Genomic DNA, 20,765 nt, shown 5'->3' on the forward strand with positions numbered 1-20,765 from the left:
ATCGAGCCCGGCCGCTTCGTTTTTCGAGTCTCGGCTACTTGAACGGGCCGATACCGGTCAGCGGATTGCCGCCGTGCAGATAGATATAGACCAGGATGGCCGCGGTCACCGCGGCCACGAAGGCGGCCAGTGAACCCAGGAACGGCCGCGTGGACCAGGCCCGGTTGCGGTCGAGCGAGTAGCGGCCGGGGCCGGTGAGAATCAATGCGGTGGTGAGACCGACCATCACCGAGTCCAGCTCGACCGAATTGGTCTTGGCGGAGTACTGGAATCCGGGCACCATGCCCTGTTTCCACATCCACGCGTCCAGGATGACCGCGAGCAGCGCACCCGCGGCGAGCGGCGTGGCCAGGCCGAGCACCACCAGCACGCCACCGCCGAGTTCGCCCGCGATGAGCATGGGCGCGGCCAGGTTGACGTGCTTCCAGCCGCCGCTCTCCATCGAGGTCCGGATGCCGTCGAGACCGGGGCCGTGGAACCAGCCGGTCAACTTCTGCAGGCCGTGGTAGATGAACGTGCCGCCGATGACCAGGCGCAGCAGCAGCAGACCCAGATCCAGCGTGCCCCGGCGATCGTCACGGCGGCGTCTGCCATTGCCCTCGCCGGGCGCGGCCGGGGCCGGCGGGATGCTGGCGAAGGAGTAGGTCGGGGACGGCTCGGTGGTGGTGCTGTTGGCCGCGCCCGGAATGGCGTTCTTGACCTGGGAGTAGAGCGGGACGTCGAGATCCAGGCCTAGCTCCTCGTCGGTGCGCGGCAGCGTCCGCTCGGTGGCGTGACTCAGCTTCTCGGGCGGCGAGGTGAGTTTCGCGGCGGGCTGACCGAGGACATCGGCGGGCTGACCGAGGACATCGCTCGGCTTCCCGAGCACCTCGGTGACCTGCGTGAGCTTCTCGGTCGTGAGCTTCTCCGTGGTCTGCACGCCGGACGAGGTGGTGAACTGTTCGGTCGGCGAGTCGAAGGGGCTGCGGACCGGTTCACCGGCCGGTCGCGGAGCAGAGGGCGTGGCCTCGCCCGCCGCGGCGGACGGCTCGTTCGGCTTGTTCGTCACCCGGGCCAGAGTATTAGCCGCGACCGCCCGGTAGGCGGCAGCGCACGGGCGTGTCCGCCGCCCGATTCACCGGGCGGCGAAGTGTTCGGCCACGACAGCACATTTGCGACACCCCGTCCGAGCGGTGACGGCAGGTTTTCCGTAACGTCTCCTCCATGAGTGTGGTTGCCGCTGGCCGTGTCGGGGTGGGTGCACGGATGGTTCGCGTGGGCGCGGGACGGGTCGTGCTGGGCGTGACGCTCGGCGCCGTGCTGCTGTCCGGCTGCGCCCGCTTCGACGATCGCGCCTCGAGCCCGTTCACGACCGAGCCGACCTGGCAGGACGCCGAACCCAAGACCACCACGCCGAAGGCGCCGCCGTCCAATGCCAAGCGCCCGGATCTGCCGTGTGTGGATCCCGATCTGGCGGTGGTGGTTTCGTGTCTGGACACCACCGGCGGGCTGGTCGCGCTGCCGGACGGCGGGAGCGCGCTGGTGGCCGAGCGCACCACCGGACGCATCCTGAAGGTGATCGCCACCGACGAGGGCGAGCCGCCCGCGCCGGTCGAGGTGGCGCGGCTCGACGTGGATCCGGCCGGGGACGGCGGGGTCACCGGCCTGGCGCTCTCCCCCACCTTCGGTGAGGACGGCCTGGTCTACGCGTACGTGACGACGCCGACCGACAACCGGGTGGTGCGCATCTCCACCGACGGTGGCGTGCCCAAGCCAATTCTGACCGGAATCCCGAAGGGCCCCAACGGTAATCGCGGGTCGATCGACTTCTCCTCGCACGATCGCATGCTGATCCTGACCGGCGACGCGGGCAACCCGTCGCTGGCCGGTGACACCGGTTCGCTGGCCGGGAAGCTGCTGAGCATCAACTCCCCCGCGCCCGGCGCGGCCGCGGACGTGGTGGTGTCGGGGATCGGTGTGGCGGGCGGTGTGTGCTCGGACGGCAAGGGTTCCATCTGGATCACCGACCGCACCGCCACCGAGGACCGGTTGCAGCGCGTCGGCGCGGACGGCGTCGCGGTGAAGGCGTGGACCTGGCCCGATCATCCGGGTGTCGCGGGGTGCGCGGCGGCCACGGACGCGGTCGCGATCTCGATGACCAATCAGAAGGCGCTGGCCATCGCGACGGCCGACAAGAACAGCCACGCGGTCACGGCCGCGCCGTCGCTGCTGGCCCAGGACAAGTACGGCCGGCTGGACGGCGCGGCGATCGGCGGCGACGGCAATATCTGGGTCGGCACCGTCAACAAGCCCGACGGCAATCCCAATCAGTACGACGACCGGGTGGTGCGCATTCCGCCGCCGACCTCGGGTCAGGGCAACGGACCGGACTAGTCACCACCGGCTCCGACTGCGGCGCACAGCAATCCGCTGTGCGCCGCAGTGCTTTCCGTAGCGGCCTACCTCGATGGCCGAGCTCACTTCCGGCAATGACCGGCAAACCTCTCACGGGATGAAGTTCCCGACCCTGACCAAATCTCCCGAAACCCCCAGAAAAGCCAGCGTTTCCAGCTGCTATAGCTGAACTACCACTGGCCGGTGTCGGCACCAAACAGAGTGAAATTGCAATGTTTCCATCTGATACCGTGGGCGTCGCAAACAGTTAGCAATCATGGAGGAATGATGAATTTTATCGCTGGTGGCGGCGGCAGTGTCGACTTGGGTTCGGCCGCTTTGAACTTCGCCGACATCTTGACTTCCACCATGGCGAACATCACCTACCTGCTGCAGTCCTGGGGCAGCATGTAGGTCCCCACTCGATGCCGGTTGCGACGGGTCTCACGAATGTGCGGCCTGCGCGACCGGCATTTGCAGTTCCACGACCCATTCGGCGGACGCGGGATCACCGGGGGCGTTGAGATAGACCTCGCGGATGGGAGCGTTGGGGGCGTAACCGTTTTCGTCGGCCCAGCGGCCCATCGCCTCGAACGACACGCACAGATCGGTGAGCTTGCCGCGGTGCGCGAGGGTGGCGGCCTGCGCGATCTCGGGCAGGTGCCGCAGGTCGAAGTCGGCGCCGGGAGCCGCCTCACCCGCGACCTGATGCGCGACGTGCACCCGCAGACCTTCCTCGAGCTCTTCGTAATACACCACGGGCGCGCCGGTGATGGTGAGTCCGGATTCCGGAATCGCCTTGCCGAGACGGGCATACAGCCGCTCGATGATCGGGCCGACCGCGGCCTCACCGGATTCGGCGGCCACATCGCTCATTTCGGCGACGAGCGTGGCGGCCAGTGCTTTCACGACGATTTCCTGCTCGGGCATGACACCCTCCCTTTCGATACGCAGGAGCCTCGCCTCGACGCTCGCGAGCCGGGCGGTATCCGCGGCCACCTGATTGGCCAGCTGCGCGCGACGCAGTTGCAGCATGCCGTGCAACCGATCCGCGGACAGCTGCCCGTCGAGCATCTCGGCCACCTGGTTCAAGGTGAAGCCGAGATCCTTCAACGCGACGATGCGGTTGAGCCGCGCGAGCTGATCGGCTGCATAGAACCGATAGCCCGAACACGGATCCACCTCGGACGGCGGCAGCAGTCCGATCTCGTCGTAGTGGCGCAGCATTCGTACCGACACCGATCCGAACCTGGCGAAGTCTCCGATACTGAACATGACTCCTCCAGGTTCTGGCCTCACACGGTGTGAGGGTCAAGCCCATGATCACTCAAAAGGCTCGGGGCGCGCGGCTGGTGCCGCGCGCCCCGAGGACGAGAGTTCGGTGGGTGATGGCCCGACCAGCAGCGCGCGGGGTCAGCCGCGCGCCACCGAGCGCCACATGTAGTGGGCGGTCGGGGTGTAGCGGACCACGCTCACCGACGCCGGTTCCACCACGATGTCTCCCGGCCGGCCTTCGCCGCAATGCTTGCGGGTCAGTCCTTGTCGCGGGTGATCAGCCCTCGACGCCGCAGGCGGCCAGGACCAGTTCGCGGACGCGGGCGGCGTCGGCCTGGCCGCGGGTGGCCTTCATGACGTCGCCGACGACCTTGCCGGCGGCCTGGACCTTGCCGGAGCGGATCTTCTCGGCGATGTCGGGGTTGGCGGCGAGGGCCTTCTCGACCTCGGACTGCAGGGCGGAGTCGTCGGAGACCATGCCGAGGCCCTTGGCTTCGACGATGGCGGCGGGTTCGCCCTCACCGGCGAGGACGAAGTCGACGACCTGCTTGGCGACCTTGTTGTTGATGGTCTTGGCCTCGACCAGCCCGGCCACCTCGGCGACCTGCTTCGGGGTGATGGCGAGGTCCTCCAGCGCTGAAACGTTGTGTTCCTTGGCCTTTTCCGTCAGGTAGGCGACCCACCAGGAGCGGGCGGCGTCGACCGAGGCGCCGGCGTCGACCGTCGCGATGATCAGGTCCAGCGCGCCGGCGTTGACCAGGTCGCGGAACACCTCGTCGGACAGGCCCCAGTCGGACTGGATGCGGGCGCGGCGCAGCCACGGGTACTCGGGGATGGTGCCGCGCAGCTCCTCGACCCAGGCGGCGTCGGGCGCGACGGGCTCCAGGTCGGGCTCCGGGAAGTAGCGGTAGTCCTCGGCGGTCTCCTTGATGCGGCCCGCGGAGGTGGTGCCGTCGGTCTCGTGGAAGTGGCGGGTCTCCATCAGGATCTCGCCACCGGCGGCCAGCACCGCGGCCTGACGCCGCATCTCGTAGCGCACCGCGACCTCGACGCTCTTGAGCGAGTTCACGTTCTTGGTCTCGGTGCGGGTGCCGAATTCCTTGGCGCCCTTGGGCATCAGCGACACGTTGGCGTCGCAGCGCAGCGAGCCCTGCTCCATCTTCACGTCGGAGACGTTGAGCGACTTGAGAACCTCGCGCAGCGCGGTCACGTAGGCGCGGGCCACCTCGGGGGCGCGTTCGCCGGCGCCCTCGACGGTCTTGGTGACGATCTCGATCAGCGGCACGCCCGCGCGGTTGTAGTCCAGCAGCGAGTGCGACGCGCCGTGGATGCGGCCGGTGGCGCCACCCACGTGCAGCGACTTGCCGGTGTCCTCCTCCATGTGGGCGCGCTCGATCTCGACCCGGAAGATCGAGCCGTCATCGAGGGTCACGTCCAGGTAGCCGTTGGTGGCGATGGGCTCGTCGTACTGGCTGATCTGGTAGTTCTTCGGCTGATCCGGGTAGAAGTAGTTCTTGCGCGCGAACCGGCCCCACGGGGTGATGGAGCAGTTCAGCGCGAGACCGATCCGGATCGCGGCCTCCACGGCCTTCTCGTTCACCACCGGCAGCGAGCCCGGCAGGCCCAGGCACACGGGGCACACCTGGGTGTTGGGCTCGGCGCCGAATTCGGTGGGGCAGCCGCAGAACATCTTGGTCGCGGTGCCCAGCTCGACGTGTACCTCCATGCCGAGCACCGGTTCGTACCGGTCGATGACATCGGAGTAGTCCATCAAGTCCACGGTCGCTGCGCTCATGCGCTCCATCCTATTTACCGCCGATCAGTCCACGGCGATGGCCTCCACGATGGGCAGCCGGGCCGCGCGCAGGGCGGGCGGAATCGCCCCGAGCAGGGCCAGTCCGAGCGCGATGACCGCGTACAACACCAGCAGCGGGCTGGGGCGATAGGCGATGTCCATGGCGATGGCGTGCCCGAGCGCGACGGTCGCCAGATAGTGCACGGCCGACCCGATCGCCAGTCCCAGTGCCGCGCCCGTCAATCCGATGCCGGCGGCCTCGGTGAGCACGGTGCGCAGCAGGAAGCGGCGGCTGGTGCCCATGGCCCGCAGCACACCGAGTTCGCGGCGGCGTTCGAGCACCGACAGCATCAGGGTGTTGAGCAGCGCGACGGTGGCGACCAGGACCACGATCCAGAGGATGGCGGCACTGATCGCGGTGCCCTGCTGCACGCTCGAGGAGATCGCGTCCACCGCTTGCCGTCCGGTGCTGACGTGGATGTCGCCGGGCACGGCGGCGCGGACGGCGGCCATGACCGCGGCGGGATCCGCGCCGGGCGCGAAGTCGATGCCGATGATGGTCTCGCCGGGCCGCTGGTACCACTGCCGCATGATGTCGAGGTCGAGCACGACGACCCCGGCGATGGCGGAGAAGTACGGCACTACGCGCAGCACTTTCACCCGGTGTTCCCCGGACGGGGTGGGCAGGGCCAGTTCGGAGCCTTCGTCCACGCCGAGCGAGCGCGCCACGTCGCGGGAGATGACGATGCCCTCGCCCGCGGCCATGCGCGCCTGGTCGGCCTTGCTCACGTCGTCGAGCGCCGAGGTGCGCGCGACGCCGTCCTCGTATCCCTGCAGCATGACGCGGCCGCGGCCCAGGGTCGCGAAAGCCATTTGCGCCGAACCGACTCCGCCGACGCCGGGGAGGGCGGCGAGCTTCGCCTTCAGGTCGGCGGGCAGCAGTGGCCCGGTCGGGAACTGCTCCATGGCGGTCGGGCTGACGAACACGTCGGTGCGGCCCAGGCCCTCGAAGCTGTCGGTGGCGGCGCTGACCATATTGCGGCTGGCGTTGCCCATGGCGACGATGGCGGTGATCCCGATCATGACCGTCATGACGGTGGCCCACACCCGGCGCGGCGCACGTTCGATGGTCGTCGCACCCAGAGCGCCGGGCGCGCCGAAGAGCCCGGCGACCGCGGCGACCGCGCGCACGATGGGACCGGTGGCGGCGAAGCACAGCACCACGGATCCGGCGATGGACAGCGAGATCGCGCCGATCGAGTAGCGGCCCAGGTCGACCTCGGCGACGGCGATGCCGCCGCCCACCATGACCAGGCCGAGAGCGGCCGCGGACCAGCGCAGCAGGGGACTCACCTGGTCGGCCGTGCCGACGCCGACCGGCGCCAGCGCCTCGATGGGCGCGACCTTGTACACCTGCCGGGCGGCCAGAGCCGCGGCGGCGACGCTGGCCAGCACGCAGGCCGCGATCGCCACCGGTACCGCGTAGCCAGGCACCTCGTATTCGGTGCGGGACTCCACGGAGTTCACGATCGCCGCGGGCAGTTGATGGATCGCGGTGCGGCCCATGAAGATTCCGATGATCGCGCCGACCAGACCGCCCAGCAGTCCGAGCAGCGCCGCCTCGGCGAGCAGGTCGCGCACCATCGGCCCGCGCTTGCCGCCCATGGCCCGCAGCAGCGACAGCGTCGGACGGCGTTGCGCCACGGCCATGCTCATGGCGTTGTAGATGAGGAAGGTCGACACGATCAGCGCCGCCGCCGAGGACGCCAGGGTGGAGAAGCGGACCAGCATGATCGCGCCGCCCGCCTGCGCGGTCCGCAGGTCCGGATCGGCGACCACGGCCCGGCCCGCCACCACCGTGGTCAGGTCCGAACGCAGCTGCCCCACATCGGTGTTCGGGGCGGCGACGATCTGCACCGAGTCCAGGTGCCCGGCCCGGCCGGTGATCTTCTGCGCCACCGGCAGCAGCGCGAACACGATGTGACCGCCGTTGAGCTTGGCGGCGGTGGCGTCGTCGATGACGCCGGCGACGGTGGCGGTCACCGTGCCGAGCTGGAATCGCTCGCCTTCGCGATGCCCCATGGCGGAGCCGACGAGCACGCCGTTGGGGACCGTGAGCAGCTTGCCCGCCTGGTCTTTCAGCGTCCCGCCCAGATCGCTGCCCAGTTGGGCGATGGTCTGGTCCACGCCGATCAGCAGCGCCCGGTCGGCATCGGCCCCGATGGACTGGCGCAGCATCGGCGCGGCCGTCTCGACCCCGGGCACGGTCCGGATCTGTTGCAGCAGCGACTGATCGAAGCCCGCGTCGGTGATACCGCTGACCTCGAGCGCGGCCTTGCCGCCGAGACTGTGGGTGAGCTTGTCCACCGATCCGGTGATGGACCCGGAGATGCTGAACACCGAAACCAGCAGTCCCGCCGAGACTCCCATCACCACCATGGCCATGATGGTGCGGGCGCGGTGTGCGAGCAGCTCACCGATATTGAACAGCCGCAGCCGATCCCAGGCGGCGCGGATCATGCGCGCACCGCCCCGGCCCCGTTGGCGGCGGCACCGTCCGCGTCGGCCCCGGCGGCAGCAGCACCGTTCCCGCTGCCCGCGGCTCGAGCTCCGTTGCCGGCAACGCCATCCCCATTGGCAGCAGCCGCACCAGAATTGGCGGAGACCACGGTGGCGTCGGCTGCGTGTGCGGTCCCCTCGTGCCCCGGCTCGGGAACCGTCTTGACCTCACCATTCGCTCCGCGCTCGACTCGGTCGATGGAGCCAATGCGCCCGTCGCGCAGGTTGATCACGCGGTCGCAGTAGCGCACCGCGCCCATGTCGTGGGTGACCATGACGACGGAGTTGCCCGCCTCGGTGATGTCGGCGAGCAGCTGCAGGATCGAGGCGCCGGTCTTGGAGTCGAGGTTGCCGGTGGGTTCGTCGGCCAGGATGAGCGGCGGATCCATGATCAGCGCCCGCGCCACCGCGACCCGCTGCATCTGGCCGCCGGACAGTTCGGCGGGCCGGTGGTCGGCGCGTTCGCCGAGTCCCACCAGGTCGAGCAGTTCGAGGGCGCGCGGCTTGGCCTTGCGTAATCCGGTGCCGTCCAGCAGTTTCGGGATGGCGATGTTCTCCCACGCGGTGAGGGTGGGCAGCAGGTTGAAGAACTGGAAGATGAAACCTACGCGGTGCCGCCGGAATTCGGACTGCGCGTCGTCATCGAGGTCGCCGATCTCCTTGTCCTGGAATCGAATCGACCCGGAGTCCGGGGAGTCCAGTGCGCCGAGCAGGTGCAGCAGCGTGCTCTTGCCCGAGCCCGAGGGTCCGACGATCGCGGTGAACTCCCCCGCCCCGATCCGCAGGCTGACGCCGTCCAGGGCGCGCACCGCCTGCTCACCCACCCGGTATTCCTTGGTGACGTCGGTCAATTCCAGCATGGTCTACCCCTCGAAGATCAGTGCCATCGGCGTGGTGCGGTCAGCCGGCCAGCGCGCGCAGGCGAGGTCGGCGGTGGTACAGGTGGTCGGTGTCGTAGGCGTCGAGGATCGCGCGCAGCGCCGGCTGTTCGGCGCAGAGCTCGGTGTACACCTCGTGCGCCAGAACGCCTTTCTCCATGGCGTTTTCGAGCTTCACGGTGAGGTGGTTCTCCCAGCGGTTCCGCAGCGCCAGCAGCACGCCGCCGGGTCCGCCGAAGAGCCGCTCCAGTTCCGGTAGGTCGTCGAACAGCTTGGGATCAGCGGGATTTCGAGTGAAGTCGATGCGGGCCGCCCGGTCCAGGACGGTGTGCAGGATGTCGGTGCGAGCGTGAAAATCTGCCCAGGACATGACGCCAACCTCTCGTTGAACGCCCAGCTGGTGGCGGGCGTGTCGGCTGTTGTCCTCAAACTACGAGCGCGCGGTCACCCCTGTCTTCGTGCCGCGGACGCGACTTGACCTCCTACCCCGGTAGGAGATGGCCCCCTGCCGCCGGACGATGTACGCCGTCTGATTCGACGGATAGCCTTGCAGAATGAACGTGACCAGCGCCACCCCCGCGGCCCTGGGGCAGGAGTTGCTGGAGGGACTGCGCCGCACCGGTGCGGGGTTCCGGCGGTTCGTGCGCAATCCGATCGCCGACTATCAGCGCTGGGTGGAGGCGACCGGGTTCGACTACCCAGCCTCGATGGCGGTGCTGGTGGATTTGATGCTGTACACCGTCGCCACGACGGCCTTCGCGCAACGGGTGGCCGCCGGGTATTTCCCCAGCGTCTTCGCGGTGGCAGCACTGCTGCTGGTCTACGTGACCGGCCCGCCGTGCATCATTCTCGACTTCAAGCCGCGCCCGGTGCTGCTGGCCGGGCTGACCATGACCGCGGTGGCCCTGTTCCTGATGCAGCCGGTGCCGCTGGATGCCGCGCCGCTGATCCTGATCGTCATCGCCGGGGAGATCGCGGCCATCGCCCGCACGGCTGTCAGTGTGGCGGTCGGCGTGGCCATGTTCGCCGAGCTCATGTTCTTCGGATCGGTCCGGCACATCGATGGATTGACCTGGTTCGCGCTGGGCATCCTGTTCGCCTGGTTCACCGGTCAGCTGCTCAACTATCAGCGCCGCTACCTGTATCAGGAGCGCGATTACCAGGAGGTCCGCGCGCAGGCGGCGGCGGTGGAGGAGCGCCGGCGCATCGCGCGTGAGGTGCACGATGTCATCGCGCATTCGCTGAGCATCACGCTGCTCCACGTGACGGCGGCGCGGCACGCTTTGCAGACCGACCGGGATGTGGACGAGGCGATCGACGCGCTCTCCGACGCCGAACGGCTGGGCCGTCAGGCCATGGCCGACATCCGCCGCACGGTCGGCCTGCTCGGCGAGCGGTCCGGCCCGCAGCGACCCGAACCCGGTATGGAGGACATCGGGGAGCTGGTCTCGGATTTCATCCGCGCGGGCATGGAGATCGACTTCCGATCCGAGGGCGACCGCACCGAGGTCTCGGCCGCGCTGGGGCTGGCGCTCTATCGCGTCTGCCAGGAGTCCCTCGCCAATGTCGCCAAGCATGCGCCGGGGGCGCGCGCCCAGGTTCGAATCCTGGTGCACGCCAGGAATATCGATCTCACCGTGGTCAACACACTGCCCGCCGGCGCGCTGGCGCGACCCGGCCGCGGGATGGGCATCTCGGGCATGCGCCAGCGCCTCGCAGCGCTCGGCGGCACCTTGACCTCGGAACCCACGGCCGAGGGCTGGCAGGTGCGCGCCCGAATCCCGACCAGCGGTCAGTGGCCCTGTGTGGCCGCCGCCGAACACGGCCTGCGCACCGCGGTGCAGGCCATCATCATGAAGCCCCAGGAGGGTGTGTGACCGACCGTCCGGACGAGGAAGTGATCGGCGTACTCGTCGTCGACGATCAAGAGCTGGTACGCGGCGGACTGCGCCGAATCCTGCGCCGCCGCGACGGTTTCGTGGTGAGCGAATGCTCCGACGGCGACGAGGTGCCGGCCGCGGTCGCGGCGCACCGCCCGGATCTGGTCCTGATGGACCTGCGGATGAAGCGGATCGGCGGCATCGAGGCCACCCGCACCCTGCGCGGCACCCCGGACGCTCCCCCGGTGCTGGTGCTCACCACCTTCGACGACGAGCAGCTGCTGTCGGGCGCGCTGCGGGCGGGCGCGGCCGGTTTTCTGCTCAAGGACTCCCCCGCCGAGGATCTGATCCGCGCGGTGCGCACGGTCGCGGGCGGTGGTTCGTGGCTGGATCCGACCGTCACCCCGCGTGTCCTGACCACCTACCGTTCGGCGCGTCCCACTCCCGCGGCCGGTGGCAATCGGCTCTCCGAGCTCACCGTTCGTGAGCTCGAGGTGCTGGAGTTGATCGGCAGAGGCCGGGTCAACGCGGAGATCGCGAGCACTCTCGGCATCTCGGAAGTAACGGTGAAGAGCCACGTGGGACATATCTTCGGGAAGCTTGGGTTACGCGACCGCTCCGCCGCCATCGTCTTTGCGTTTGACCACGGCGTAGTCGCACCGGGAGAATCCACCTCTTAGAGGGGTGGGTCGCGGGTCCTCGTCTGCTTCCCTCCCATGAGTGTGGAGGTTTGACGGGGTGGATGCGCCATCGCGGGCCGGGAGCAGGTTCGGGCCGTACGAGTTGCGCTCGCTGCTCGGCAGGGGCGGCATGGGCGAGGTCTACGAGGCCTACGACACGTCCAAGGATCGCGTCGTCGCCCTCAAGCTGCTGCCCGCCGAGCTCGCCAAGGATCCGTCCTATCAGGAGCGTTTCCGGCGCGAGTCGCAGGCGGCGGCGCGGCTGGCGGAACCGCACATCATCCCCATCCACGACTGGGGCGAGATCGACGGTGTGCTCTACATCGACATGCGGCTGGTGCGCGGGCGGGATCTGCGTTCGCTGCTGGACCAGTTCGGCGCGCTGCCGCCGCTGCGGGTCGTCGGGATCATCGAGCAGGTGGCGGCGGCGCTGGACGCGGCCCACTATTCGGGGCTGGTGCACCGCGACGTCAAACCCGCGAACATCCTCGTCACCGATGCGGATTTCGCATATCTCGCCGATTTCGGCATCGCGCGCGCCGAGGGCGACTCGACCATCACCATGACCGGCACGGCCGTGGGCTCCTACGCCTACATGGCCCCGGAGCGTTTCGACGCGGGCCCGGTGTCCGGCCGCGCCGACATCTATTCGCTGGGCTGTGTGCTGCACGAGTGCCTCACCGGCGACAAGCCGTTCCCGGCCGACAACATGAGCGTGCTGATCCGCTCGCACCTGTCCGAGGCGCCGCCATTGACCAGCATGCTGCGCGGCGGGATTCCGGCCGCCCTCGACGGGGTGGTCGCCAAGGCACTGGCCAAGGACCCGAACGATCGCTTCTACACCGCGGGTGAATTCGCCCGCGCCGCGCGGACGGCGCTGGCCGGGGGTCAGGGTGTCCCGGGTCTGCCGGGCGAACCGCCGCGGCCCGGCCGGACCGTGCCGCCGGGTCCGCCCGTGGGCCCGCCGACCACCGTGCTGCCGACGGGCGGGCCCGCCGGTCCGGCGACCACCCTGCTGCCGGGCGGCACTCCGCCGGCTCCGGCCCGCAACTCGGATCCCACTGTGCGGCAGACCAATCCCGGCCGGGCGCCGGGCACGACCTCGATCCCGGCCTACATCACCGGGTCCTTCCCGGCGGCCGAGGATCCCTCCCCCAGCAGTGATCTGCCGATCATCACGCCGTCGGATCCGACCCGGGTGCGGGTCAGCGACTTCCACTACACGCCGCTGCCGCCGGACGCGCAGCAGCAGGCGGTGTGGGGGCACGCCCAGGCGCAGCAGCGGGACTTCCCGTACGCGCCGGCGCCCGATCCGTCGCTGTACCCGACCTCCGAGCACGCCATCGTGCAGCCCGAGCCCTGGGCGCCGGGGCGGCGGCGCAAGAAGTCGGTGGCGGTGCCGATCTCGATCGCGGTGCTGGTGGTGGCGCTGGCCGCGATCGCGGGTGCGGTGGGCTGGCAAGTCCTCGACCGCTCCGGCAACGAAACACCCATAACGACGGCAACGCAGGGTGTTCCGGGTACGACCCCACCGCGCTCGCAGCAGACGGGTCCGGCGGTGACGACCACGGCGTCCGAGTCGGTGCAGCTGCCGCCGGGTTCGACGCCGTGTCCACCGACGTACGCGGCGCAGGGCGGCTTCGCCAATTCCGCGATCGGGAACACGGTCACGTCGTGTCCTTTCGCGGAGGCGGTTCGCCGGTCTTATGCCGATACGGCTACTGGTCGGCCGGGGTCGCCGGTTACTGTGGTGGCAGTGAGTCCGGTGACCGGCCGGTCTTACACGATGAACTGCACGGCCGCAGGCAAATTGGTGACCTGCGTCGGTGGTGAGAACGCGGTGGTGTATGTCTACTGATCCGATTCCGGCCTGTTGCAAGGGTTTTGTGCGCGGGCTGGCGATGGCGGCTGTGCTGGCCGTGTCGGGGTGCAGCCTGGATGTCGGTGCGGTGCACCATTCTTCGGCGCAGGCCGATGAGATCAAGCCGGTGGGTGACAGCTCCAAGTTGCAGACCCCGAACCTGATCGCGCCCGAATTGCCCGAACTTTTCGGTTTGCCGAAAACCGTCGCGTTCGCAGCGGATTTCGCGGATCTGAAGGCCGGACTCGACGGTCGCATCGGAGTCGCCGTGATGCCGGTCGGCGGCGGCGACATGACCCTGCTGGGCGACTGGACCACCGGCATCGCCTGGTCCACCATCAAGGTGCCGCTGGCCCTGGCCGCACTGCGCCACGACCCCACCGGCATGCGCTCCACCGCCGAGGCCGCCATCACCTTCTCCGACAACGATGCGGCGCAGACGCTCTGGACCTCACTGGGCACCGGCAGCGAAGCCGCCGACGCGGTCGAGGCGATCCTGCGCGAGGCCGGCGACGCCACCACCGACGTCGCCGCCCGCCACACCAAACTGGCCGCCCTGGAATCGGACGACCTGCTCGCCTTCGGCGCCACCGACTGGTCGCTCGCCGACCAGGTGCACTTCGCCTCCCGGCTGCCCTGCCTGCCGCGCGCCAATTCCGTTGTCTCGCTGATGAGCGAGATCACCCCCAGCCAGAGCTGGGGACTGGGCCGGCTGATCGGCGCGGAGTTCAAGGGCGGCTGGGGTCCCGACGACGACACCGGCAAGTACACCGTCCGCCAGTTCGGCCTGATCCCGACCTTCAACGGTCCGGTCGCCGTGGCCCTGGCCGCCGAACCCGCCTCGGGCAGTTTCGATGACGCCACCGACATGATGGACAAACTCGCCCTGCTGATCGGCGACCACCTGCCCGATCTGCGCGGCGGCCTCTGCTCGCACTGAAAAACGACCGTACCCACCGCATTTGACCCCCGCCGTCCGGACCCACAACAATCCCTGAGATTGACGGGTCCGGGCGTGTCCGCTAGGAACAGGGAACGCCCCGGACGCCGGAGCAGATGGAGGTCGATGGGTGCACGCACCGTATTCACGCGGACGGCGGCTGGTTCGTGCCGCCGGTCGCGGCGCCCTGGTGCTGGCGCTGGGCGCGCTCGCCGCGTGTACCAGCAAACCTGTTCTGGTACCGGACAAAACGAGCGCCCCGGCGACGGCCGCGGCCACCGTTCCGGCCACCGCGGTATCGCTACCCGGCACCCTGGCCTGGGATTTCGTCAATGAACTGAAGCCGTCGCTGTCCGGCAAGGTGGGTCTCGCACTCATTCCGGTGGGCAGCGATCAGCTGGTGACACTGGGCGATTGGGCCTCGGGTCCGGGCTGGTCGACCATGAAGGTGCCGCTGACGCTCGCGGCGCTGCGCAAGAATTCGGGCAATCAGGTGGCGGCCGTCAATGCCATCGAGTACTCCGACAACGCCGCCGCCGACACCCTCTGGCAGTCGCTGGGCTCCCCCGACGCGGCGGCCCAGATCGTCCAGGACGTGCTGCGCGAGGGCGGCGACGCCGCGACCACGGTGCCCGCCACCCGCACCCGCGCCGACTACTCGGCCTTCGGCCAGGCCGACTGGTCGCTGGCCGATCAGGTGAAGTTCGCGTCGAAACTGCCGTGCCTGCCCGAGTCCGACTCGGTCACCACGCTGATGGGCAAGATCAGTTCCGGCCAGCGCTGGGGCCTGGGCAATTTGGACGGAGCGCAGTTCAAGGGCGGCTGGGGGCCCGACACCAGCGGGAACTACCTGGTCCGGCAGGTGGGACTGATTCCGATCCGCGGCGGCCAGATCGCCATCGCGATTGCCACCCAGCCCAATTCCGGCTCCTTCGACGACGGCACCGTCATCCTCACCAAGCTCGCCACCCTGATCGGCAAGCACCTCGACGAACTCAAGGGCGGGGCCTGCCCGGCCGGTTAGCCGGCGCGGCCGGGAAACCGTAACCAGCGGTTCACGGGGGTAGAGACCACCTGCCACCCATCTCAGGGCAAGATGGGGTTCATGCGCATCGGAGTCTTGACCGGAGGCGGAGACTGCCCAGGTCTGAATGCCGTGATCCGTGCTGTCGTTCGCACCGCGAACGGTCGCTGGGGTGATGCCATCGTGGGATTCCAGGACGGCTGGCGCGGGCTACTCGAGGATCGCAAGATCCAGATCCTCAACAACGACCGCACCGATCGCCTGCTCACCAAGGGCGGCACCATCCTCGGCACCGCGCGCACCAACCCCGAAGTTCTGCGCGCCGGACTCCCCCGCATCAAGCAGACCCTCGACGACAACGGCATCGACGCCCTCATCCCGATCGGCGGCGAGGGCACCCTGACCGCGGCCTCCTGGCTGGCCGACGAGGGCGTGTCCGTGGTGGGCGTGCCCAAGACCATCGACAACGACATCGACTGCACCGACACCACCTTCGGCCACGACACCGCGGTCGCCATCGCCACCGAGGCCATCGACCGGCTGCACACCACCGCCGAATCCCACCAGCGCGTCATGCTGGTCGAGGTGATGGGGCGGCACGCCGGCTGGATCGCCGTCAACTGCGGTATCGCCTCCGGCGCGCACCTGACCCTGGTCCCCGAGGTGCCCTTCGACGTGGACGAGGTCTGCGCCATGGTGAAACGCCGCTTCCAGCGCGGGGATTCGCACTTCATCTGCGTGGTCGCCGAGGGCGCGCACCCCGACCCCGGTTCCATGACGCTGCGCGACGGCGGCATCGACGAGTTCGGGCACGTCCGATTCACCGGTGTCGCACAGCAGCTCGCAGGCGAGATCGAGCGGCGCATCGGCAAGGAGGTCCGGGTCACCGTGCTCGGCCACGTGCAGCGCGGCGGCACGCCGACGCCGTACGACCGGGTGCTGGCGACGCGTTTCGGCGTGCATGCCGCGGAAGCCGTGCACGCCGGGCAATTCGGGCAGATGGTGGCATTGCACGGCACCGAGATCGAACTGGTGCCGCTGTCGGAGGCCACCAAGCAGCTGAAGCTGGTGCCGCAGGAACGGTATCGGGAGGCGGCCGCCTTCTTCGGCTGAGCCGGAACAGCTCTGGGAGCGCACGCTCCCGATACGGCCCTCGCACTTGCCGGTGCGAGGGCCGTTTCATGTTCCGGGCAGGTTCAGGCGCGGCTCATTCGTCGCGATGCTGAGCGTAGTGGCGAGCCGCGCGGGCGCGATTGCCGCAGGCCACCGAGCACCACTCCTGGCGCGGATGCGATTTCACGAAGTACCGGACGCAGCGCGGGGCCGGGCAGACCCGGATCTGCGCGGCCTGCGGCCCGCCGAAGAATTCGATGGTGGCGTCGGCCAGTCCGGCCTTGACGGTGTCCACGTCGCTCGTGGTGACCAGCCGGTATTCGGGCCGGGGACCCTCGCGGTCCCATTCCAGCAGCCGGAGCGCGGGGGCGGCGGCGGTGTTGACGGCGGCCAGCGCCTCGGGGAACGGCGGCAGCACGGTCGCGTCGGCGGAGCTGGGCGGATGCGGCGCAACGTATTCCGCGAACAGCGCCCGCACGCTCTGCCGCAGGTCCACCAGGGCGGCGCGTTCGGCCTCGGTGGGCAGGTAGGCCTCGAGGTCCAGGTAGACACCGATATTCGCGGCATTGGCGACCAGCCACTCGCGGGTGGATTCGGGAGTGCCGAAGGCGTCGGTGAGGCCGCGGCTGGTGGCGCGGATGGTGTTCGCCAAGCGGAGTGCCAAAGGATCGACCATGCCCCCAATTCTAACGGGTATTGCGCTTTGATGCCATGATGTTCTAACGTGTGAAAGCACGATGTTCCGTTAGAAAGTTGAGGACGCCATGATCACTCCGATCGAGCACGCACCGCTGCTGGACGAGGTCCGCAAGCGCATGGGCCGGGTGCCGAACATGACCAAGGTGATGGCCAACGCGCCCGTGGTACTGGAGGGTTACCTCGGACTGGCCGGCGCGCTGAAGAAGGGCACCTTGCCGGCCCCGACCTCCGAGCGCATCGCACTCACCGTCGGCGCGGCCAACGACTGCGGCTACTGCGTCGCCGCGCACACCTTCACCGGCAAGCGGGTCGCCAAGCTGAGCGGCGAGGAGATCGAGGCCGCCAAGCAGGGCACCTCGGCCGACCCGAAAGAGGCTGCGGCCGTGGCCTTCGCCCGGGAACTCACCGAGAGCCGCGGCAAGGCCGATCCGGCCGCGGCGCTGGCCGCGGGCTGGACGCAGGAGCAGGTGCTCGAAATCGTCGCCCTGGTCGCCCTGCAGACCCTGACCAACTACGTCAACAAGGTCGGCGAGACCGAAAACGATTGGCCCGCCGCGTAATTTTTCCCATTCTTGGCGCTGATGGTCCCCTCGGGGACCACGCGCGGATCCCTAAGGTCGGAAATCATGAACGCCGTCAAGTCCCCCAGCCTGATCGACGCGCAGGTGCTGCGCTCCCTGTTGCACAACGGCATCGTGGTCCGCGCGGTCGCATTGGCCGTGGCCACCATCGTGCTGCTGGTCATCCACCACCCCACCTGGGTGCCCTACTCGGTCAGCGGGTACGCCATCTGGAATGCCGCCGCCGTCACCCTCAACTCCGCCCGCGCCGCCGCCCGCGCGGCCTGAACACCCCTGCCGCCGCCGGACCCCGGGCTCGAACCCTGTCGGCCCCACCAGCCTTCAGCGGTCGAATCGCCCGGCGGCCAGGGCGGCGGTGAAGCTGTCCCACTGCGCCGGTGGGAAGATCAGCGCCGGACCCGTGGGGTTCTTGCTGTCCCGGACCCCGACACCGCAGGCCAGGAACGCGATCTCCACACACTCCTTGGCCCCGGTGCTGCGGGCGCTCTTGAACCACCGGACGCCCGGTTCGACGCTCACGTCGCGTACTCCTTCGCTGCCCTTCGCAGGACGTCCCTGCTGGTCGTCTCGTCCAGCGCGGCGCACTGAATCGCCTGGTATGCCTCGCGATATCGGTCCACCGCGGCCTGTTTCTCGAGGTAGAGGTCGCCGAGGAAGTTCTCCAGGTAGACGACCGTGGGCTCGACGGGCCGATTGCCCGCGTCGCGGCCGAAATCCAGGATCACGAACGGGCCCACGGTATGGCCGATCGGCACGCCCGCCGAGAACGGCAGTACCCGAACAGCGATCGTCGGCAGTGTCGACATGTCGGCCATCCGCCGCAGTTGCGCGGCCATCACGCGCCGGCCGCCGACAACGCGATGCAGTGCGCCTTCATGCACCACCACATCGAAGAACGCGGGACTTCGCTTGCGCGTCAAGAGGCTTTGACGACGGGTCTTCAACTGCACCCGGCGGTCCAGTTGGTCGCTCGCGGCATCCGGCCAGTAATCATTGATCAGGACGCGCGCGTAATCGGCGGTCTGCAGCAGCCCCGGAATGATTTCCGGCTGGTACGAGATGAGGGTGCGGGCCGAGGCTTCCAGGCCCACATACACATTGAAACCCTCGGGAATCAGATCGTCGTATTCGTGCCACCAGGACTTGACGCTGGCCTGTTGCGCGAGGCCGGTGAGGGCGGAACCGAATTCGTCGTCGAAATCGTAGATTCGGCACAATTCGCGGATATCGAGCACCCGGATCTTCTCCGCATTACCGGTCTCCAGCCGCTGCAGCTTGGACTCGCTCCACTCCATCAACGCCGCGGCCTCGGCAATCGTCATATTGCACTGCATCCGGCCTTCGCGCAGGTACCTCCCCAGCTGCCGACGCGGCAACGTCGAACCGTGCTCGGACATCGAATCCTCCCCCACGAAGGCTGGTTTCGGTCACTGCGAATGATGCTCCCACGCGATATGAATGCCGACCTGGCGCTTTCGGAAAGTTTCCCACCGCGGCGCGACATCGATTGCCGGTTCACCGAAACGGTGCTGGACTGGAGTCGCGCCCGGTGAGAACCGGAGCCCTGATATCTCTGGACCCACTCGTCCCCGAGCCGGGCGCACCAAATCCACCCCGAACCGTCCCACCGATCGGGCGCGGCAAGGATCCGATTGCGGCGTGGCGCGCAATGAATCTCGATAGGCTGATGTGGGCCCGGCGTACCCGCGCCGCACACCGAGCGCAGCGCCGGACCGCGAACCGTCCCAGCCCCCTGCGCTGCCCCCGGTGGACACCATGATGTATCTGTTCGACTGCACGATGGACCCCGGCGACCTGGGCCTCCCCCAGGCCCATCAAGCCATGCAGATCCACAAGTTCTGCACCGTGGACAACTGCCTGGTCCGCCGCCGCGCCCGCCAAATCCTCGTCGAGAAGGGCCAGATGGTCCTCGACGACCGCGCCCGACATCCCTAGCCCGACACCACCACCACGGCCACCGCCACCAGCAACACCAGCGCCGCCACCGCCAGCCCCAACACCACCAGCGCGGTGGTCGACGACGCCTCCGCCCGCCGACCCGGCACCGGAACCAACCCCGGCCCGGCCGGCCCCACCCCGAACGGCGGCGGCCCATAACCCTGCCCCGGCATCCCCACGGGACCAGAAGCCGACAATTCGACACCCGCCGAAACCGGCTCGGACACAACGAACTCCGCAGGTGGCGGACCCTCGACAGCCCTCCCGATCGCGTCGATCGCACCCCCGGGCGCAACGCCACCCGCGATCGCATCGTTCGCGCCCAGCGGCACGAAGGCTCCCGAATCCGGATGCCGCGCCATACTGCCCGCCTCGGCCTCGCCGCCGACGGGGACAGCCGTCGAGGCGGCATTCTCCCCATCACCCGACCCCGGTGAATCCTGTTCCGTCGCGGCGAGATCCGCCGACGTCCGATGCTCCGGCGCGACCTGCGCCGCCACGGCATCCGACGTCTCGACCGCTACCGGCACCACCGAACCGGCTCCCGGCGACCCCGCCTCCTCGCCGGGCAGCGCGGCACTCTCCGCCGGAGCCTCGGCTGATTCCTCGGGCGGCCCCACCGAAACCACCGGCTGCGGAACGACATCGGTCGGCCGCTGCCACACCTCGTCCCCGACGCTCTGCGGGCGACGCGTCGGACCCGAACCAACCTGGTCGGCACCCGCCGGCGGCGGCGCTGCCACCACAGCCTCGTGCCCGGGCTGCGGTACCGGGTAGCCGGAAACCGCGGCGGGTGGGAATGCCGGCGGCACTGCGTAACCGGCGGGCGCAATTTCCGGAGCCTGCGGGTAGGGCCGGACGGTCGGTCCCGAGCCGATGTGGTCCGCATCCCTTTGCGGCTGTTGCGGCGCCGGTGGCGAGGCGGCCGGTCGATCAGCTCCGGGGTACGGGGCAGGCGGCTGCGGCTGCACCGGGTAGGCGGGGCTCCCCTCCGGCAGTGGCGGGGTCAGTGGTGCGGACTGCGGTTGTGGCGCAGCGTAATTGGGCACGGCGGCTTGCTGCGGGACAGCCGGTTGTGGGGATCCCGGCTGGAGGGCGGGCTGCGGGGGTGCAGCCGGTTGCGGGGAGCCCGGCTGGAGGGCGGACTG

General features: G+C 69.1%; 20 protein-coding genes and 1 pseudogene. 11 read left to right on the top strand and 10 right to left on the bottom strand.

Annotated features, from left to right (window positions below; translation table 11 throughout):
* Positions 1 to 34 precede the first annotated feature (34 nt).
* A complete protein-coding gene (locus ACYVKL_RS35420) occupies positions 35 to 1,048 on the bottom strand; it encodes a DoxX family protein (RefSeq protein ID WP_379166744.1) in 1,014 nt (337 codons plus the stop codon).
* A gap of 197 nt (positions 1,049 to 1,245) precedes the next feature.
* Between ACYVKL_RS35420 and ACYVKL_RS35425 the strand changes: the two genes are divergently transcribed.
* Together ACYVKL_RS35425 and ACYVKL_RS35430 are read left to right on the top strand one after the other, a co-directional pair.
* Positions 1,246 to 2,373 (top strand): PQQ-dependent sugar dehydrogenase, encoded by a 1,128-nt coding sequence (locus tag ACYVKL_RS35425; protein WP_379167890.1) that lies wholly within the window; start codon positions 1,246 to 1,248, stop codon positions 2,371 to 2,373.
* Positions 2,374 to 2,661: 288 nt separating this feature from the next.
* A complete protein-coding gene (locus ACYVKL_RS35430; protein WP_379166746.1) occupies positions 2,662 to 2,787 on the top strand; it encodes a hypothetical protein in 126 nt (41 codons plus the stop codon).
* Between the two features lie 30 nt (positions 2,788 to 2,817).
* Here the strand turns inward: ACYVKL_RS35430 and ACYVKL_RS35435 are convergent, their stop codons facing one another.
* The 5 genes and pseudogenes from ACYVKL_RS35435 to ACYVKL_RS35455 form a co-directional block, all read right to left on the bottom strand.
* Positions 2,818 to 3,648, bottom strand: a complete 831-nt coding sequence (locus tag ACYVKL_RS35435) for a MerR family transcriptional regulator (RefSeq protein ID WP_379166748.1) — start codon at positions 3,646 to 3,648, stop codon at positions 2,818 to 2,820.
* Positions 3,649 to 3,925: 277 nt separating this feature from the next.
* Positions 3,926 to 5,443: an Asp-tRNA(Asn)/Glu-tRNA(Gln) amidotransferase subunit GatB gene (gene gatB, locus ACYVKL_RS35440; protein ID WP_379166750.1), complete on the bottom strand. Its 1,518-nt coding sequence runs from the start codon at positions 5,441 to 5,443 to the stop codon at positions 3,926 to 3,928.
* 24 nt (positions 5,444 to 5,467) lie between these two features.
* A complete protein-coding gene (locus ACYVKL_RS35445) occupies positions 5,468 to 7,963 on the bottom strand; it encodes an ABC transporter permease (RefSeq protein ID WP_379166752.1) in 2,496 nt (831 codons plus the stop codon).
* 239 nt (positions 7,964 to 8,202) lie between these two features.
* Positions 8,203 to 8,862 (bottom strand): annotated as a pseudogene (locus ACYVKL_RS35450) (ABC transporter ATP-binding protein); the annotation flags it as partial.
* 40 nt (positions 8,863 to 8,902) lie between these two features.
* Positions 8,903 to 9,250, bottom strand: a complete 348-nt coding sequence (locus ACYVKL_RS35455; RefSeq protein WP_379166754.1) for a hypothetical protein — start codon at positions 9,248 to 9,250, stop codon at positions 8,903 to 8,905.
* A 184-nt stretch (positions 9,251 to 9,434) separates the two neighbouring features.
* On the opposite strand from ACYVKL_RS35455, the gene ACYVKL_RS35460 reads away from it, so the two are divergent.
* The 6 genes from ACYVKL_RS35460 (at position 9,435) to ACYVKL_RS35485 (ending at position 16,378) form a co-directional block, all read left to right on the top strand.
* Positions 9,435 to 10,757 carry a sensor histidine kinase gene (locus ACYVKL_RS35460; protein ID WP_379166756.1) on the top strand — a complete coding sequence of 441 codons (1,323 nt, stop codon included), beginning with the start codon at positions 9,435 to 9,437 and terminating at the stop codon, positions 10,755 to 10,757.
* Entirely contained in the window at positions 10,754 to 11,440 is a 687-nt protein-coding gene (locus ACYVKL_RS35465; RefSeq protein WP_379166758.1) for a response regulator, read from the top strand. The genes ACYVKL_RS35460 and ACYVKL_RS35465 overlap by 4 nt, the downstream gene beginning before the upstream one ends.
* Positions 11,441 to 11,498: 58 nt before the next feature.
* On the top strand, positions 11,499 to 13,298 hold the full coding sequence (locus ACYVKL_RS35470; protein WP_379166761.1) for a serine/threonine-protein kinase: 1,800 nt from the start codon (positions 11,499 to 11,501) through the stop codon (positions 13,296 to 13,298).
* Entirely contained in the window at positions 13,288 to 14,241 is a 954-nt protein-coding gene (locus ACYVKL_RS35475; RefSeq protein ID WP_379166763.1) for a serine hydrolase, read from the top strand. Before ACYVKL_RS35470 ends, ACYVKL_RS35475 begins: the two co-directional genes overlap by 11 nt.
* Before the next feature lie 130 nt (positions 14,242 to 14,371).
* Complete coding sequence (locus ACYVKL_RS35480) at positions 14,372 to 15,265, top strand: serine hydrolase (RefSeq protein WP_379166765.1); 894 nt, start codon at positions 14,372 to 14,374, stop codon at positions 15,263 to 15,265.
* A gap of 81 nt (positions 15,266 to 15,346) precedes the next feature.
* Entirely contained in the window at positions 15,347 to 16,378 is a 1,032-nt protein-coding gene (locus tag ACYVKL_RS35485) for an ATP-dependent 6-phosphofructokinase (protein ID WP_357193366.1), read from the top strand.
* Positions 16,379 to 16,472: 94 nt separating this feature from the next.
* Here ACYVKL_RS35485 and ACYVKL_RS35490 read toward each other — a convergent pair whose 3' ends face one another.
* Complete coding sequence (locus ACYVKL_RS35490; RefSeq protein WP_379166767.1) at positions 16,473 to 17,054, bottom strand: CGNR zinc finger domain-containing protein; 582 nt, start codon at positions 17,052 to 17,054, stop codon at positions 16,473 to 16,475.
* A gap of 88 nt (positions 17,055 to 17,142) precedes the next feature.
* Here ACYVKL_RS35490 and ACYVKL_RS35495 point away from each other — a divergent pair, with 88 nt between their 5' ends.
* Positions 17,143 to 17,637 (top strand): carboxymuconolactone decarboxylase family protein, encoded by a 495-nt coding sequence (locus tag ACYVKL_RS35495; protein ID WP_379166769.1) that lies wholly within the window; start codon positions 17,143 to 17,145, stop codon positions 17,635 to 17,637.
* A 66-nt stretch (positions 17,638 to 17,703) separates the two neighbouring features.
* The gene (locus ACYVKL_RS35500) at positions 17,704 to 17,925 is read left to right on the top strand and encodes a hypothetical protein (RefSeq protein WP_213557174.1); all 222 of its coding nucleotides are present in this window, start codon (positions 17,704 to 17,706) and stop codon (positions 17,923 to 17,925) included.
* Positions 17,926 to 17,979: 54 nt separating this feature from the next.
* On the opposite strand, the gene ACYVKL_RS35505 is transcribed toward ACYVKL_RS35500, so the two are convergent.
* Together ACYVKL_RS35505 and ACYVKL_RS35510 are read right to left on the bottom strand one after the other, a co-directional pair.
* Complete coding sequence (locus tag ACYVKL_RS35505; protein WP_379166771.1) at positions 17,980 to 18,177, bottom strand: DUF397 domain-containing protein; 198 nt, start codon at positions 18,175 to 18,177, stop codon at positions 17,980 to 17,982.
* Complete coding sequence (locus ACYVKL_RS35510) at positions 18,174 to 19,055, bottom strand: helix-turn-helix domain-containing protein (RefSeq protein WP_379166773.1); 882 nt, start codon at positions 19,053 to 19,055, stop codon at positions 18,174 to 18,176. The genes ACYVKL_RS35505 and ACYVKL_RS35510 overlap by 4 nt, the downstream gene beginning before the upstream one ends.
* Before the next feature lie 370 nt (positions 19,056 to 19,425).
* Between ACYVKL_RS35510 and ACYVKL_RS35515 the strand changes: the two genes are divergently transcribed.
* A complete protein-coding gene (locus ACYVKL_RS35515) occupies positions 19,426 to 19,614 on the top strand; it encodes a hypothetical protein (protein WP_213561486.1) in 189 nt (62 codons plus the stop codon).
* On the opposite strand, the gene ACYVKL_RS35520 is transcribed toward ACYVKL_RS35515, so the two are convergent.
* Positions 19,611 to 20,360 carry a hypothetical protein gene (locus ACYVKL_RS35520; RefSeq protein ID WP_460774000.1) on the bottom strand — a complete coding sequence of 250 codons (750 nt, stop codon included), beginning with the start codon at positions 20,358 to 20,360 and terminating at the stop codon, positions 19,611 to 19,613. The two genes, ACYVKL_RS35515 and ACYVKL_RS35520, sit on opposite strands and share 4 nt — an antisense overlap.
* Positions 20,361 to 20,765 lie beyond the last annotated feature (405 nt).

The sequence above is a fragment of the Nocardia tengchongensis genome (assembly GCF_054781395.1).